The organism is Legionella cardiaca (assembly GCF_029026145.1).
Taxonomy (GTDB): domain Bacteria; phylum Pseudomonadota; class Gammaproteobacteria; order Legionellales; family Legionellaceae; genus Tatlockia; species Tatlockia cardiaca.
In genome coordinates this window covers 1,654,117-1,670,470 of record NZ_CP119078.1, presented here as the reverse complement: position 1 = coordinate 1,670,470, position 16,354 = coordinate 1,654,117, and the positions used below count along the sequence as shown (strand labels likewise).

Below are 16,354 nucleotides of genomic sequence, written 5' to 3'. Positions count from 1 at the left end.
ATCCACAGATTGTGGAGTGTTAATGGAGTAAGAGAATTGACGGTTATCGTACCAAATAAAAAAGAAAAAACCAGTCTTGACTTGTAATTTTTTCTCACGAGGGTTTATAGATTAAGATATTTATTTTTCTTTAAATTTGCTGATTGGCTAACCAGTCTTCATAAGTTAAAGCAAAACGTAAATGATCACACCATGTATTATTAACCTTTAAATATCTTGGGGAAAACCCTTCTTTAAGAAAACCATTTTGAGTAGCTAAACGTATCGAGGCCTTATTTGATGGCTGAATATTTGCTTCGATGCGATGTAATTTTAAGTCCAGAAAAATTTTTTTTAAAACCAGTTTAAGAGCAGCACTCATTAATCCTTTATCAGCATAATCAATAGAAGCATAGTAACCAAGATAAGCACTTTGAAAAACGCCTCGCACGATACCACTAATACAAAATACTCCGATGATATCAAGCTCGCTAATAGCTAAGTAACATTTTTGATCATCCTGCTGAGATTTGCGAAAGTAGATCTGAAATTCTTCAACCGTTTGTGGTGCTATTACAAAAGGGGAGTGAAAATGGGAGCTTTTTTGCATAGTATTGAGAAAAATGGTTTCATCTTCTTGGGAAAGTTCTCTTATGCAAATTTTATCCATTACGATTAAAGTTATGTGAAAATGGCATAATACTAGCATGTTAAGTCAATGAAATCATGTGATTAAAAGATGAAAGAGTGTAGAACAATTCTATTCTTGTCTTTATTACTCTGTGTTAAGATTGAAAATTGTTGATTCAGAGGTTGGAGATGGATGGATACTCTCTTAATAATTACTGTCCTCATTTTTTTTATTTTTTGCTTTGTTTTAATCAAGTTCTTTGATTCGCTATCAAGGAGTAAAGAATGAGTCTTTATTGGATATGCGGGTTAATCGCGTTCGCGTTACTTATTTACTTGATGATTGTTTTATTTAAACCAGAACTGTTCTAATTGGGTGAAATGGATTTTGTATGTTAGGGATTGATAAGCTTCAAGTTGTTCTCTTCATTTTAGCCCTACTCCTGCTCGTCAAGCCGCTTGGGTGGTATATTGCACAAGTTTATCAGGGCAAATCGTGTGGGTTAGATCGGCTATGTAAACCTTTCGAACGTTTAGTTTATCGGCTATGCAACATTCAGTACAATGAAGAAATGGATTGGAAAAGGTATTTATCAGCGATGCTATTTTTCAATTTATTAGGTTTGTTAATAGTTTATGCAATCCAAAGGCTTCAAATATATCTTCCTTTAAACCCAGAAAATTTTGCTTCACTTTCACCTCAACTTAGTTTTAATACTGCTGCTAGTTTTATAACGAATACAAATTGGCAGGCATACGGTGGCGAAACTACTTTAAGTTATCTTACACAAATGCTGGCTTTGACTGTACAAAATTTTATTTCCGCAGCGACCGGTATGTCTTTACTTATGGCATTGATAAGAGGCATTTCAAAACATGAAAGCTCCGGTTTGGGAAATTTTTGGGTAGATAGTGTGAGAGGAATTCTCTATATCTTATTACCACTTTCATTCCTATTAGCCATTATTTTAACATCGCAAGGTGTAATTCAGAATTTTAAATCGTATGAAAAAATAAATCTCCTCCAAGCAATAAGTTATGAACAACCTCTTCATGATACCCAAAATAATGTGATGATGGATGCGCAAGGCAAGCCCGTGACAAAAACAATAAATGTCACTGTTCAAACCATTCCCATGGGGCCAGCTGCATCCCAAATTGCAATTAAACAACTAGGAACTAATGGTGGTGGTTTTTTTAATACCAATTCTGCGCATCCATTTGAAAATCCAACGCCGTTAACCAATTTCCTTGAAATGTTGGCGATATTACTAATTCCTGCCGCACTTTGTTATGCCTTTGGGGTAATGGTTAATGATAAAAGGCAAGGTTGGGCAATATTGGTGGCAATGTTAATCATTTTTATTCCTTTTAGTATTGTTGAGATTATTAGCGAGCAACAGGGAAATCCCGCATTAACTCAAATGGGAGTCGATCCGGCTCCTCAATATAATCTTTATCCTGCAGGGAATATGGAGGGAAAAGAAACACGTTTTGGTATTACTAACTCAGCGCTTTGGGCAACTTCTACAACAGCAGCTTCTAATGGTTCTGTCAATTCAATGCTTGATTCTTTCACCCCTTTGGGTGGTTTGATTCCTTTATTATTAATGCATTTAGGAGAAGTTGTTTTTGGAGGAGTAGGCTCCGGTTTGTATGGAATGCTAATGCTTGTGATTATTACAGTATTTGTTGCTGGATTAATGGTGGGAAGAACGCCGGAATATCTAGGTAAAAAAATTGAACCCTATGAGATGAAAATGGCTTCTTTCGCGGTGTTGATAATGCCATTGATTGTTCTGGTTTCAACAGCAGCAGGGGTTATTACAGAGGCAGGGATTAGTTCAATTGCAAATCCAGGTCCCCATGGATTTACAGAGATACTTTATGCATTCACTTCAATGGGAAATAATAACGGTAGTGCGTTTGCAGGATTAAATGCAAACACACCTTTTTATAATATTGTCGGCGGTATCGTGATGCTAATTAGCCGATATTGGATTGCTGTTCCCGTAATTGCTATTGCTGGTTCTCTGGCTCGTAAAAAAAGGATACCCTCTAGTTCAGGAACCCTTGCTACGCACACACCTCTTTTTATTATTCTTTTAGTTGGTATAACAATTATTCTAGGAGCTCTTTCGTTTCTGCCTGCACTTTCTCTGGGACCCATCGTGGAGCAAGTAATGCTTTGGGGGCAATATGGTCGCTAAGATACATTCTGTCTGGAATTTCAAGATAATAAGTGCTGCTGCAAGAGACGCCATTTTAAAGTTATCTCCACACCATCAAATACAAAATCCTGTTATGTTTACGGTGTATGTTGGTGCGATATTAACTACTGCTCTTTTTATTCAGGCTTTCACCGGTAAAGGAGAAACAGCGCCTCCTTTTATTTTGGCAATTACTTTATGGCTTTGGTTTACTGTTTTGTTTGCTAATTTTGCTGAAGCAATGGCAGAAGGGCGGGGGAAAGCGCAAGCAGATGCATTGCGTCGAGCGCGACGGGATATTCAGGCTAAGAAATTAGCCAAGCCTTCTAAAGAGGCAAAAATAACCTTAATCCCATCCATAAAATTACGCGTTGGTGACGTCGTTTTAGTAGAAGCCGGCGATCTTATTCCTAATGATGGGGAAGTGATTGAAGGGGTTGCTTCAGTGAATGAAAGTGCTGTTACGGGTGAAAGCGCTCCAGTTATTCGTGAAAGTGGTGGCGACCGTAGTGCCGTAACAGGTGGTACACAAGTGATTTCTGACTGGTTAATTATACGTATCACCTCAAATCCAGGTGAAACTTTCTTAGATCGAATGATTTCATTGGTGGAAGGAGCACGACGCCAAAAGACACCGAATGAACTTGCATTAACCATATTATTGGCCGCACTGACCATTGTATTTTTACTGGTTTGTGCAACGTTATTACCTTTTTCTATTCATAGCGTGGCTGCTGCAGGGGGAGGTAAAGTCATCACAGTGACCGTGTTGGTTGCTTTATTTGTTTGCCTTGCACCAACCACAATTGGAGGATTACTGTCTTCTATTGGTATTGCCGGAATGGATCGAATGATTCAAGCGAACGTTATTGCTTTATCCGGTAGAGCGGTGGAGGCTGCAGGTGATATAGATGTGTTATTGCTCGATAAAACAGGAACTATTACGTTAGGTAATCGACAGGCAACAGAATTTATTCCTGAAACAGGTGTTAGCATAGAAACTTTAGCTGACGCTGCCCAACTAGCCTCACTTGCAGATGAAACTCCTGAGGGGCGTAGTATTGTAATTTTGGCCAAAGAAAAATATGGTTTGCGCGGTAGAGATATTGCGGAGATGGGAGCTACATTTGTTCCTTTTACTGCGCAAACAAGGATGAGTGGTGTTAATTTACAGGACAGACAAATCCGTAAAGGAGCAGATGAAGCAGTTGAAGAGTACGTTAAACAACTAGGTGGCTCTTTTTCGGATACACTTCGCCGAAATGTGGAAAAAATTTCACGTAAAGGAGGTACTGCACTGGTGGTTGCTGAAGAATCGAAAGTATTAGGCGTGGTACACCTGAAAGATATTGTTAAAGGTGGTATTCGTGAGCGATTTGCGCAATTACGGCAGATGGGTATTAAGACGATTATGGTCACCGGTGATAATCCGCTTACTGCGACAGCAATAGCCAGCGAGGCGGGTGTCGATGATTTCTTAGCTAATGCAAAACCTGAAGATAAATTAAAATTAATACGTAATCTACAAGCGGAAGGACATTTGGTTGCAATGACTGGTGATGGTACAAACGATGCCCCTGCTCTGGCACAAGCAGATGTTGCTGTTGCCATGAATACAGGCACGCAAGCAGCAAAAGAAGCAGGTAATTTGGTTGATTTGGATTCTAATCCTACTAAACTAATTGAAGTAGTAGAAATTGGTAAGCAGCTCTTAATGACAAGAGGAGCATTAACAACATTTAGTATTTCGAATGATGTTGCTAAATATTTTGCAATTTTACCTGCTGCCTTTTCCGCCACTTATCCTGCACTTAATGTGTTTAATATTATGCATCTTGCTACACCAAACAGCGCTATTCTTTCAGCAGTTATCTTTAATGCATTAATTATTATTGGACTTATTCCCTTGGCTTTGCGTGGCGTTAAGTATCGTCGCCTATCGGCTGCACGATTGTTACGAAGCAATGTTTTAATTTATGGCTTAGGTGGTTTATTAATACCGTTTATAGGCATCAAAATGATCGATTTGGTACTGGTTGGATTAGGTTTAACAGGATAAATAATGCTAAAAGATCTAAAAACTGCTTTTGTTCTTCTAATTTTGATTACTGTTATAACAGGTCTAATCTATCCACTGGCAGTTACTGCTTTTGCGCAACTGTTTTTTCCATGGAAAGCCAATGGTAGCCTGATGAAGCAAGATGAAAAAGTAATAGGATCTTTACTAATTGGACAGTCATTTGATGCTCCTCAGTATTTCTGGGGACGTCCTTCTGCAACAAGTCCTTTTCCTTATAATTCAGCAAGTTCATCTGGGTCTAATATGGGGCCTTCTAACCCTGCATTTTTAGCTACTGTGAAAGAACGTATTGCTCATTTAAAAGAGTATGACTCATTAAAGGAGCGCTTAATTCCAGTTGATTTAGTAACTGCTTCAGGAAGTGGGTTAGATCCTGAGATCAGTCCTCTTGCAGCTTTCTATCAGGTACCAAGAATTGCAAAAGCTCGAAATATACCGGAAAAAGACATTGAGATAATTATTAATCGCTTAATAAAAAATCGTACGTTTTTTGTATTAGGTGAGCCAAGAATTAATGTATTAGAGCTCAATATGGCTTTGGATCTAGCAAGGAGTGCTCATGACCATAGTGCAGCGTCCTGATCCGGATACTCTTTTAAGACGAGTCCAAGAAGAAGAGCGCCAGGAAAGGCGAGGAAAACTTAAAATATATCTGGGGGCTGCGCCTGGGGTCGGAAAAACTTATGAAATGCTTCATGATGCGCTTGATTTACAGAGTAAAGGCTTAGATGTTGTCGTTGGTGTGGCAGAGTCCCATGGGCGAAAGGAAATTGATTCTTTATTAACGCATTTCAATATTTTGCCCCGGCAGGTGGTTAATTACCATAATAAGCAATTATTAGAGTTTGATCTGGATAGTGCTTTGAAGCGGCGACCAGGATTAATACTTGTTGATGAAATGGCACATACTAATGCGCCAGGTTTGCGACATCAAAAACGTTGGCAAGATATTAAAGAACTTTTAGATAGAGGAATTAATGTTTATACAACCCTAAACGTTCAACACATCGAAAGTCTTAATGATGATGTTTCACAAATAATTCATGCACCTGTTAAAGAAACAGTACCTGATTCAATGATTGAAGTTGCTGACACTATTGAGCTTGTTGATTTACCGCCTGAAGAATTACTAAAACGCCTGGATGAGGGAAAAGTATACGTTCCTGCGCAAGTAAAGCTGGCAACAGAGTCATTTTTTCGTAAGGGTAATCTTATTGCTTTACGCGAGCTAGCACTGCGTACTGCAGCAAAATGCGTCAGTACTCAGGTTCTTTTATATCGGCAGGGATTAGGTATAAAAAAAATATGGCCAACCAAAGAAAAAATATTGGTTTGTGTTGGGGCTGGACCTGATTCGGTAAAACTCATTCGAGCAGCCAAACGAACAGCTGGTAATCTGAAAGCCGAGTGGATAGCTGTTTATGTTGATGCGCCACATATTACGTCTGCCGAAGAAAAAAGAGTACAAGCAATTCAGTATTTACAGTTAGCGGAGCAATTAGGTGCTCGAACCCGCGTATTAACCGGTTTTGATATCGTTAAAGAAATATTGAATTTTGCTCACGAACAAAATATTACACAAATCATGGTATGGAAGCATATCCGCAATCGTTGGCGTGACTTATTTTTCCGCAGTCTGGCAGATGAAATTGTACGCTATAGTGAAGAAATTGATGTTTATATTATGACTGGTGATCGTCAAGTAAAGACGAAGAAAAAGCTAATGAAACGCACTGCTCCTTGGGCCACCTATGTGGCTTCTATTAGCATTGTAGCTATCACAACGGCCCTTAATTTTTTACTGTTCCCCATATTAAGTACTAGTAATCTAATAATGATTTATTTGTTGGCAGTCACAGGCATCGCCTTGTTTGGCCGTATGGGGCCCTCTATTTTAGGATCCATTTTAAGTGTTCTGGCCTATGATTTCTTCTTTATTCCACCTTACTATAGTTTTGCTATTACCGATTTGGAGTATTTCCTGACCTTGATAATTATGTTAATTGTCGCACAGGTGATAAGTCAGCTAACTATTCTAACTCGCCGTCAAATGGAGTCTGCTCGTCAAAGTGAACAGCAAACCTCAGCTCTCTTCACGTTAAGTAAACAATTATCCAGTACTCGTGGAGTAGACAATTTATTAAATATTGGAGTCAGCTATATTGCTACTATTTTTGATAGTGAAGTTATTGCTTTATTACCCTATAAAGGACGGCTAACAATACGTACGCAAAGGTCCAGCGAGAAAACATTAGGTGAAAAAGAATTTAATATTGCCCAATGGGTGTACGAATTGGGTCAAAAGGCAGGATTAGGCACTGATGCATTCTCCTCTTCTGAAGCCTTATATATTCCCTTACTTGGAGCAAGAGGGGTAATCGGGGTTTTAAGGTTAAAATTCCATAAAAAGGGTTATTTTGTGTTGCCTGAAAGAGAACAACTGTTAGAAGCTTGTGCTAATCAAATTGCTTTAGCATTAGAAGTTGATACCTTGTATGAATAGAAAAAAGTCTGTTTACAAAGTTTTTTATAGCCTTCATGCAACAAAGCGATGAATGCTCTCTCGATTCTCCACTAGTCATCTTGATTCTTCCCTCGTCATCTCGAGTGTAACGAGAGAGCTCCTTAAAGTGGCACCACTCGATGGTTAATGCTCTTTCCATTTAGGCTTAATTTATTTTAGTGCTGCCTATGCGTAACCTGGTCTTAAAGATTCCGGTTTGATAGAGTAAGCCTCGAATGTCTTACTCTTTAAATTATTTTGTAATGCCAATATAAACTGCGCATTCATGCGAATTTCGATATACCTCAAAATCAGTATCGTACTTTCGTGTAAATTGTGATTGAGAAGAAAAATAATCCCAGACTTGTTGCCACGTTTGAATAATCGTTTGTGGTTGAGGTCCTTGATTCTCAAAAAGTAAATAATTACCTGATTGCACAGCAATGGTTGTAAATTGAGGAGGAGGCATCTCATCGCTAATTTCTAGTCCCGCCGTGACGGTATAAGATCCAGTAACATCTGATTCATAGTCTGAATAGACGCCAAAAATTGATGGGTTTAATTTGTATGATGAAAATTGACTTGGGATATCCTGTGCGTAAAATTTATTCCAGAGAGTTGGTAATTTAGCAGTTTTTAAATCGAATTCATTTTGATTATTAGTGCGTGTGCTGATTCCTGCAACAGTAAAATTTTGTATTTGTACCAATCGTGGTTCTAAAAAAGACATACGTGCTCCTGCTAATGTTCTGTATAGCCAATTTTACAATAAGTAGCTGACAAATTGTGTCAGCAGGTGATTCATATTAGAGACTATTTTAAGTAGGACAAGATTATAGCGCTATTTGTTCTCGTCCTCAGAGATTTACAATCCTAGCCAACGGATGAATTGATTTGTTGCCTTTAAATTAATACTTGGCCTAGTTTCAAATTCCACGGTATAACTTTTAGTTTGCGTTGTATTTGGGGAATCGGAATTTAGTTTCACATCCTTTATTTTACCAAATGGAACTATCTTCATTTGGGTTATGTAGTAACCTCGTTGCAATTGAACGTCGGGAATAATAAAAAGGATGTCATCCAAGGTAGTTCTGTCAAAACCATGACTACTACGAATGGTTATATTTCTAAATTCAGGCTCACTTAAAGCAATGTATTCGACGTTGTTAATTTGACGCCTGAGCATACGATTTACCGGGGGTTTAGTATGGAATATGCGTTCATAGTTATCGGCAGTCACAACAACAATCGGATCACTTTCCTCGCGATAACTATTTTTATTGATATCCGCAAAAAGAATCTCTTCGCGAAAATCATTTTCTGCTGGAGCCTTTTCTACATCAGGTTTCACGTCAGTTTGTTGGGAAAATTTATCGCAGTTTAAGAATTTAGATTTTATGAACCAATTGTCGTTAGGATAATAAATAACGAATAGCGATTTATCTTTTATGGTATTGATAATTGGTTTAGTTAACTCAAGTGGTAGAGCAGGGCATCCCCAGCTGCGCCCAGCTCGTCCATATTTCTTAATAAAATCTTCATCAACATACCAGCCACCGTGCATCACTACAAAACGACTGGTAGCATTGTCATTAAAACCTTTATCCAGACCATTTAAGACTAAAGATAATCCATCGCGTCCGTGGTAAGTGTTTTCTGTTCTATAGACACCAATACTACTCGCCTTACTGTCATGTTTATTCGAAAAATAGTTGGTTACCAGACTACCTGAGCGAATACCATGTGATACATAAGTATGGAAAAGTAGTTTTTTGGTGTTTAAATCAAATACCCATAGTCTTTTTTCACTTGAGGGCTGCGAGTAATCAATAATTGTTAAAATATTATTATGCTCAATATTGTATTCTCCAGCACATTTTACAGTGGTTAAAACTTTATTGATTACTCCGATATTTAATGTTGTTGCTTCTTTATGTAGCATTTCTCTTATTTCACTAAGAGGGTTTACCGTCATTCCCGGATAGTGATATTCGTTTTTTACAATAGCAGTAAATGCAGCAACTGTTTGTTCATTAATTGGTGTCGTTGGTTTTTTATCAGTCAGTGATTTTTGTGACGTCAGAGAGAAACAAGTCGAAGTGACTGCTAAAGCCAATAGCAGCTTTATCTTCATGGTATCTCCTTGATAATTTTTTTATTGTTCTTGTGTAAGTTAAATATAGCTCAATTTGAATATATTTTATGGTTTGGTTGCAAATAAAAATCATATTGTTGGTTTTTTTATGAAATCATTGGGTTACCTAGCGTCAGGCCTTGCTTTTGTCCAGGCTAATCGCTAGGCTGATCTACAACAAAAATAAAAAAATTTTAACCATGAAAAAAATTGTAATTTTTCTTGCTCTGGTTATGACCCAAATAGTTATAGCTCATGCAACATCAAAGATTGTTGTATGTACTTTACAAGGATTGGATGAGACTATTTCCTTTACTCCTCCCGCGAAAATTGGTCAGTTGCCTAAACTCGATTTTTCTTATCCAGTTGATACCACAATTTTTAGTATGCGCGATGGCAATTTATTATTAGTCGCTATGGATCATGAAGATTCAACACGCCCAAGAATTTTTATCTCCGCACAAGCTTGGGAGAATAGCCTATACAAAGGACAATTCATGACTGATTCAGGTGGCAACCAGATGCAATTAGATAATGGGTTTGTTTCTTGTAAGGCAGAATAAACTCCTGCCAAACTTGTGATGAGAAACTTTGTGAAGCAATGCTTAAATCCACGTATAAGCATTATTTAATGCCCCAAACTTGGCAGGATTGGTAGAACCCTACAATTGCAAACTCATCTTCTGCAAGCCTTAGCAATTCTTGAGCTTGTTCTTCCCATTCATTTTCACTTTGCCCCTGTTCAAGTGCAGTTTTCTTATAAGCATAGTGGCCATCAAGCAACATTTTTTTATTTTTCTGTGTTGTTAATAAAGGTTGTATCAATCCTGCATCTTTAATATTGAAACCTGCTTTTTTCATCCAATAAATCAGCTTCATACCAAATTCACCATCTCTTGTTATGCCATCTACTTCTTCTTCTGGAGGTAAAATTGTGGGACGATTATATTGCCAGGCTTTTGAAGGAGGATAAGAAAATGCGGCACTAATAATTCCTTCCTCTGCCATATAAATCCCGCCTTTTGGAAGACAATTATAAAAGAGATTGATTGCTAATCTTGGATTATGCAAATGATGCAAGACAAAGCGGCAATAGATTAAATCAAAAGCCTGATTTAATTGTTCAAGATCATAAGCAGAGAGGACGCGAAAACTTACATTGTTATCATTGTGCTGTTCACAGTAACGCTTGGCACGATTAAGTTGTTCAGCACTAATATCAATCGATAAAACCTGTCCTTCTTTGCCCACTTGTTGGGCAAGATAATGTGTCATTACCCCTGAGCCGCTGCCAATATCAAGTACGCGCATGCCAGGTTTAATGCCATTACTCATAAGGAAACGTTGGGTGGTAGGATTAAACGATACATCAAGGATATCATAAGATAATCCTTCTTCAGATATTTCAAAATCGTAGCGTTCATTAGATTGTTCATTCATGACGTAACTCTCCCTCTGCTAGCCTGCAATAAAATCTGGGTAATTTTTCGCATAGAGGGCATCCATTACTGTAGCATTGTTGGATAAAATTCCTGTCTGTTTATGATAGAAAAAATATACTCAAATTCTATAGGCTTATTGAAAATCCATAATCCATTCAAATTAGTACAACTTTCCCATCACTATTACTAACTAAATTTGGCAAAGTGATTTTGTATCCTTAGTAAAGATTTTAGTATGCAAATTTCTGTTTGTTCAAATAAAAACCAAATGAATGCCTATACTTAAATTACATGTAGTGCCGAAAAGTTGCAAATCTATGATAAAGTCTAGCGAAGCAAAATTTTCTTCCATTGTTTCCACGGATTTTCTTGGACCCATTATTTTGCATATGAATGATGAAAATGGTTATGGCGATGTTTCTTTAGCAATAAAGGTTGCAAAATTTTTAATGCATAAATATCCCAATGCACCCATTCATGTGATTGGTCAGTCAAGTTCATTTGAAAAGATTAAAGAAATTGAGCCTGATTTTTTAGATAAAGAACGTTATCCTCAAATTTCGGTGGTTAATGGACGGGGGATTATACCCCAAAGTTTATTTGATAGTGCTAAATTGGAAATCGAAACGGCTATTTACAGTAATTCCTTGGGTTCAGAATCTGCGACCCCACATACTAAGATTTTTATTGGTGAATATGGGTCTTATGTGGATGATCCTTATGAGCCTCCTGTCATTTGCTTAAGCGGTAATATTGGCAAAAAGTCCAATGAAACAGGAAAAAGTTTCCCGGGAATTTTGATCGAGCCTGATTTGAAAAAATTTTCTCAACTGCAACCTGAATCAAAAAAAGAAGAGCGAATTAAAATCCTTAAAAGTAATAGTATAGACAGAGAACCTTTATTGAGAAAGCAGCTTTTCGGTCAAGATGATAATAATATTAAAAAATGGGTTGAAACAAGTAAGTGTGCATTTTCTTATTATAATCATCCTATATCTTACAAGAGAGCAGCGGTTGTACTTGCGGCAAGCAATGATAAAGACCATGCGAATTATTTTGTGAGCGCGTCGGAAAAAATGGGAAAAGACAAAGTAGTAAGGGAAATGCTCCAGGAGGAAGATTTTAAATCAACCTTAAAGGCATTAGGTTATAGTAAAATTGTTTTTTATGACAAAACATCAGAACAACCCAGTGCAAATATTGTTCTGGATGATAAGAAAGCCGAGGGCAGGGAGTTTCGAGTTTTTCAAAGACCTCGATTTCATCATGATGTAACCCTGGATTTGATGCGTTTATCAGATATCTGTGGTGTAGCAGGGGATCAATCCCTGACTGAAGCGATTTCTCTAGGAGCAGTTCCGTTAGCCGAGGAATGGCGTTGCCAAACTGTGATTAATAAACAAATTGCCTTAACCTATTACAATGAAACACCCATGGCGATCGTATTTAATAATACCTGGTTAAGAAGAGACAATGCTGATATAGATTTGTGGCAAGAAGCTGGTGAAGCGATACGCCATGGCCGGAAAGCAATAGGAGTTGCTTTGACTCGTCTCCAGGAAGAATCCAATCTTTATAACGCATTGGATTATACGTTGAATTTGCAATTGACAAAGCCTCATCAGGAGAAAATTACCGAATTCAATAAAAAATTTATTGAGGTATTGGAAAACCATACCAGTAATTTAAAGAATGCAGAAAAACAGTCCGCTTTTCGTATTGCAACTGAAATTGCATGTTATTACGCGAAACATAAGCCAAATGAGGCCTTATCGATGCCAGCTATCATAAAAGTTATTGAAACCAATCTGGGTAGAACAATGTCTCATATTCCAGCTATTAGAACTTATACTATCGGGGCAAATTTTGCTCATTTAATTCGTGATAGCCAAACGCACAGTTTTCTCAAGAAACATATAACCCATTCTCCTTCTGGGAACGCTCGGTTAGCTTCTAAATTAGAACAATTACATCAAGAATATTTTGGTGTCAAAGATGATAGCTGGCTGCAATCAAAAAAAGAGTCAAATTTATCCAGCCTCCCTTAAATTTCATGTTAAACGAGTTACCTATTTAAAAATAACTCGTTTAACTAAAATAGAGAATTATGGTTATTAACTTCCATTAGTGTCTATTATTAATATCATTTGCTACAGACAACAGTTGTTTTTCAAAAATATCAAAAGCTTGTTGCATGTAATCTAACATTTTATGACTATTATGAATAAAAATATGAACATTTTTTTCCAAAAAATCCTCTGGGTTTTTGAGTTGAGAAAGCTCGTCGGGTTTTAAATAAGATATTTTTTGAAATGTTTTAACATTAAGTTCTGCTAGTTCCCTCAAAGGTTTTTGCAATTGATGGAGGGTGTCTTTCCAGCTTTCAATGTAATCAGGGTGCATGATGGTCTCCCTTTATGTTGCACTGCACAAAGTTTAGTTTTTTAATTACAGCTTGTCAAATAAACGGGATGACTAATTAGTTGCCATTCTTTGCTTCTCCAACCTGTTTAAAATCAGTTTCCCCAAAGATGGCTGATGGGTGAGTATAATATTTAAATTCAAGAAGGTTATTACTTGGATCTTTTAGAAAAAAAGAATGATGCTCAATTTGAGTATGGGGGAAGCGAATTTTTAGTGGTATTTCATACTTCATTTTGTGAGCATTAACCCGTTGAATAAAAGTATCAAATTCGTTTTTATTTAAAAAAATTAAACCAAAATGTCGCGGATAAATACCTTGTTGCAAAGGAAGTGGAGCATCTACTTTATGGGCAACAATTTGATTTTCTCCAAATTGCAGAATTAAGGCATGTTCCGATTCTCTGCCTATCTTAAACCCCAACTGTTCATTATAAAAATGCTTTGCCAAATCAAAATCATGTACCGGAAATGCTAAATGAAATAGTGTGTTCATCATTAATAATTCTGCTGGTTGAAAAGATCAATTTGTAGTTTATCGTGTATTTTTTTTAAATTAAAATGAATGCAAATATTATTCTCTTGCTTTATGTAAAAGCCAGGCTTGTTTTGTTTCAAAATCGTTAATATTTTCTTAATATAGTTTAGGTACAATTATGCTTCTTTAATAGTCGATGGAGAAGCATGAAAGCTGTGTTTTTAGGTGAGCAAGGATCAGGAAAAACCCAACTGATAAATCGCATTCAGGGCTTTCCTTTTCAAAAAGACTATTTCCCTACCAGATTTGCTCGCTATGTCCCCGCTTATGAATTAGAGATATGGGACTTATCAGGTGATGAACAATATAAGAATCACAATGGCTTTTATTATAGACATGCTAAAATTGTAGTTTATTGCGTCGACTTATCAGAAGATATTAATACTGGCACCATACAACGTGAGCTAACTCATTTACTACACTATTCCTCAGATGCCACTATTTTATTGGTCGGAACAAAAGCTGATCTTTGTATGGATTCGGAGGAAAAACTGCAAAAGCTAAGGCAAGAGCTTGCCGGAGGAGACATAAGAGAAGCTTTTGTTACGTCAAGTCTATATGATGAGGGTACAACAGCTTTTGTTGACTATTTAAAAAAACTTCCCGCAGAGCTGGCAAAGGAACAAGAGACTGAGCTAGCCCGCCTTGACCTTTCTTTATGGCAACAAGCTGAAGAACAACTAAGACAAGAAATAAGTCGTCTACCCTATAACAAGTATCTAGATTTAAAAAATGAGATATCTATACTGAAAGGCTCTTTGGAAAAAGCCGAGACTCTTTTGCAAAAAGAAGAGGCTATTCAAAATTTTAATAAGCAATGTCATCAAATTTTAGAAGGTAAATATCCTGTTATTTACAATAGTCTCCTAACCTTGTCTGCGGTTGCTGCGGTTACAGTTATTGCGGGCTTAATTGGTTTTGGAATTGGATTTGCCGCAGGAGCATGGACAGGCCCGGGTGCTTTTTTTACAGGGTTAATTGCAGCTCATACTGCAGCTACCGCTGTAGTCGCTGTGAGTGCTTCTCTGGGCTTGTTAACTGGTGGATTAACCGCTTACGGTTTTTTTAAGCAATCCAAAGAAAGTGCAGCCGTTGATAATTTTGTTGCAACGATGAGTGCATCTAATAATGCCTAAATAATAATTAAAACTCAGTTTCTGGTTATAACCAGAAACTGAGTGTCTGTCTAACTCACTATTGTTTGTGCAGCCTTCAGGCGCTCGTGTAAGAAAAGAGCAAAGAAACCAACAACGGCAAGTGCCAAGGCTATTGGAATAATTGCTAAGCCATAAATAAAGGCTTTAGAAACATTAATACCACCAAAATAGTTTACTATTACTCCAATTGTTGTATGAAAGGCATAGCCAAAACTCATAATAATCATATTTGCAATGGCTGTTGTAATACCTGCGACATGTTCCGGAACATAGGTGGATGCTTTATAGATCGCTAAAATTTGATAGGCAGAGCATATTCCAACCAAAATAAAACCAATGGCCATACTTTCACTGGTCATATGATGCGAAATCAGCGCGAGGAAAATAATCATCATTAAAAAGCCTGCGCCAATAATTACTCCCAAATAATTACGGGTTTTATCAGCGATATAACTTAGAACAGGAGCACCAAAGCACATACCAATAAAAATCATTGAGGGTAAGTAACTCGCTAAGGCACGATTATATCCATAAACTTGTCTTATAAATGCTGACCCCCAGACATCAGCAAAACCCTCTAAAGGCCCCACCATTAAACCGGCTAAAATGCATAAAATAATAATTTGTCGGTTGGTAACAATGTGTTTAATGTCAGCAAGAATCGTGGTTTTATGATGTGATTTATCAATTTCAGGAACAATAAAATAAGTTAATACTGCTAAAAGAACACCAAATAAAGAAAAAATTTCAACAACTATTTTATAACCCAAAGTGGCACATAAATAGCTTACAGGACCACCTCCATAAATTGCCCCAATTAAACCAATTGTTACTGAAAAGCTCAGCATCCTAGTGAAGTACTCTTCTTTAAAGCCCATACGGATAATTTTGAAAGTGCCAAGAATTGCTGCTGAGGAGCCCATACCTATTAAGGCGCGTCCAATCATAGGGTAAACCCAGTGTTCTGCAAAAAGAATAGGTAGCAAGCCGATAACCGTCAATAGAATGCATGCTGTCATTACTTTTTTCGGACCAAAACGATCGAGCATAATGCCAATAGGAAGGTGCATTAATGAGTAGCCAATATAATAAACACCAGAAAATTGCCCAAAAACTGCAGTATCTATATGAAATTGTTGAATAAAATTATCCAGCATGATATTGGGCATAACCCGCAGAATATATTGATAGGCATAAAATAAAGAAGCAATTATCCATATTCCCCATGCTGCAGTACGTGTGATTGATCTATTCATAATC

The 16,354-nt window shown here is 37.2% G+C and carries 15 protein-coding genes; 8 read left to right on the top strand and 7 right to left on the bottom strand.

All coding sequences use genetic code 11. From position 1 onward, the window contains the following. Positions 1-130: 130 nt before the first annotated feature. The gene (locus PXX05_RS07240; RefSeq protein ID WP_275090395.1) at positions 131-649 is read right to left on the bottom strand and encodes a GNAT family N-acetyltransferase; all 519 of its coding nucleotides are present in this window, start codon (positions 647-649) and stop codon (positions 131-133) included. A 245-nt stretch (positions 650-894) separates the two neighbouring features. On the opposite strand from PXX05_RS07240, the gene kdpF reads away from it, so the two are divergent. The 5 genes from kdpF to PXX05_RS07220 are packed head-to-tail and all read left to right on the top strand — an operon-like array spanning position 895 to position 7,402. After that, positions 895-981, top strand: a complete 87-nt coding sequence (gene kdpF / locus PXX05_RS15140; RefSeq protein ID WP_420844641.1) for a K(+)-transporting ATPase subunit F — start codon at positions 895-897, stop codon at positions 979-981. A gap of 20 nt (positions 982-1,001) precedes the next feature. Beyond that, positions 1,002-2,819: a potassium-transporting ATPase subunit KdpA gene (gene kdpA, locus PXX05_RS07235; RefSeq protein WP_275090394.1), complete on the top strand. Its 1,818-nt coding sequence runs from the start codon at positions 1,002-1,004 to the stop codon at positions 2,817-2,819. Continuing rightward, entirely contained in the window at positions 2,809-4,878 is a 2,070-nt protein-coding gene (gene kdpB, locus PXX05_RS07230; protein WP_275090392.1) for a potassium-transporting ATPase subunit KdpB, read from the top strand. Before kdpA ends, kdpB begins: the two co-directional genes overlap by 11 nt. Positions 4,879-4,881: 3 nt before the next feature. After that, the gene (gene kdpC, locus PXX05_RS07225; protein ID WP_275090391.1) at positions 4,882-5,481 is read left to right on the top strand and encodes a potassium-transporting ATPase subunit KdpC; all 600 of its coding nucleotides are present in this window, start codon (positions 4,882-4,884) and stop codon (positions 5,479-5,481) included. Then, positions 5,459-7,402 carry a DUF4118 domain-containing protein gene (locus tag PXX05_RS07220; protein ID WP_275090390.1) on the top strand — a complete coding sequence of 648 codons (1,944 nt, stop codon included), beginning with the start codon at positions 5,459-5,461 and terminating at the stop codon, positions 7,400-7,402. Before kdpC ends, PXX05_RS07220 begins: the two co-directional genes overlap by 23 nt. A gap of 253 nt (positions 7,403-7,655) precedes the next feature. Here the strand turns inward: PXX05_RS07220 and PXX05_RS07215 are convergent, their stop codons facing one another. Then, on the bottom strand, positions 7,656-8,132 hold the full coding sequence (locus PXX05_RS07215; RefSeq protein WP_275090389.1) for a GyrI-like domain-containing protein: 477 nt from the start codon (positions 8,130-8,132) through the stop codon (positions 7,656-7,658). Between the two features lie 135 nt (positions 8,133-8,267). Continuing rightward, positions 8,268-9,536, bottom strand: coding sequence for a murein L,D-transpeptidase catalytic domain family protein (locus PXX05_RS07210; protein WP_275090388.1), 1,269 nt, complete (start codon positions 9,534-9,536; stop codon positions 8,268-8,270). A gap of 200 nt (positions 9,537-9,736) precedes the next feature. Here PXX05_RS07210 and PXX05_RS07205 point away from each other — a divergent pair, with 200 nt between their 5' ends. Further along, positions 9,737-10,099 carry a hypothetical protein gene (locus PXX05_RS07205; RefSeq protein WP_275090387.1) on the top strand — a complete coding sequence of 121 codons (363 nt, stop codon included), beginning with the start codon at positions 9,737-9,739 and terminating at the stop codon, positions 10,097-10,099. A 61-nt stretch (positions 10,100-10,160) separates the two neighbouring features. Here PXX05_RS07205 and PXX05_RS07200 read toward each other — a convergent pair whose 3' ends face one another. After that, positions 10,161-10,976, bottom strand: coding sequence for a class I SAM-dependent methyltransferase (locus PXX05_RS07200; protein WP_275090386.1), 816 nt, complete (start codon positions 10,974-10,976; stop codon positions 10,161-10,163). Between the two features lie 319 nt (positions 10,977-11,295). Between PXX05_RS07200 and PXX05_RS07195 the strand changes: the two genes are divergently transcribed. Next, a complete protein-coding gene (locus PXX05_RS07195) occupies positions 11,296-13,026 on the top strand; it encodes a hypothetical protein (RefSeq protein WP_275090385.1) in 1,731 nt (576 codons plus the stop codon). A gap of 76 nt (positions 13,027-13,102) precedes the next feature. On the opposite strand, the gene PXX05_RS07190 is transcribed toward PXX05_RS07195, so the two are convergent. Together PXX05_RS07190 and PXX05_RS07185 are read right to left on the bottom strand one after the other, a co-directional pair. Next, complete coding sequence (locus tag PXX05_RS07190) at positions 13,103-13,381, bottom strand: phasin family protein (protein WP_275090384.1); 279 nt, start codon at positions 13,379-13,381, stop codon at positions 13,103-13,105. A gap of 76 nt (positions 13,382-13,457) precedes the next feature. After that, positions 13,458-13,898, bottom strand: coding sequence for a VOC family protein (locus PXX05_RS07185; RefSeq protein ID WP_275090383.1), 441 nt, complete (start codon positions 13,896-13,898; stop codon positions 13,458-13,460). A gap of 185 nt (positions 13,899-14,083) precedes the next feature. Here PXX05_RS07185 and PXX05_RS07180 point away from each other — a divergent pair, with 185 nt between their 5' ends. Next, positions 14,084-15,073, top strand: a complete 990-nt coding sequence (locus PXX05_RS07180) for an ADP-ribosylation factor-like protein (RefSeq protein WP_275090382.1) — start codon at positions 14,084-14,086, stop codon at positions 15,071-15,073. Between the two features lie 50 nt (positions 15,074-15,123). On the opposite strand, the gene PXX05_RS07175 is transcribed toward PXX05_RS07180, so the two are convergent. Next, positions 15,124-16,350 (bottom strand): MFS transporter, encoded by a 1,227-nt coding sequence (locus PXX05_RS07175; RefSeq protein WP_275090381.1) that lies wholly within the window; start codon positions 16,348-16,350, stop codon positions 15,124-15,126. Positions 16,351-16,354 lie beyond the last annotated feature (4 nt).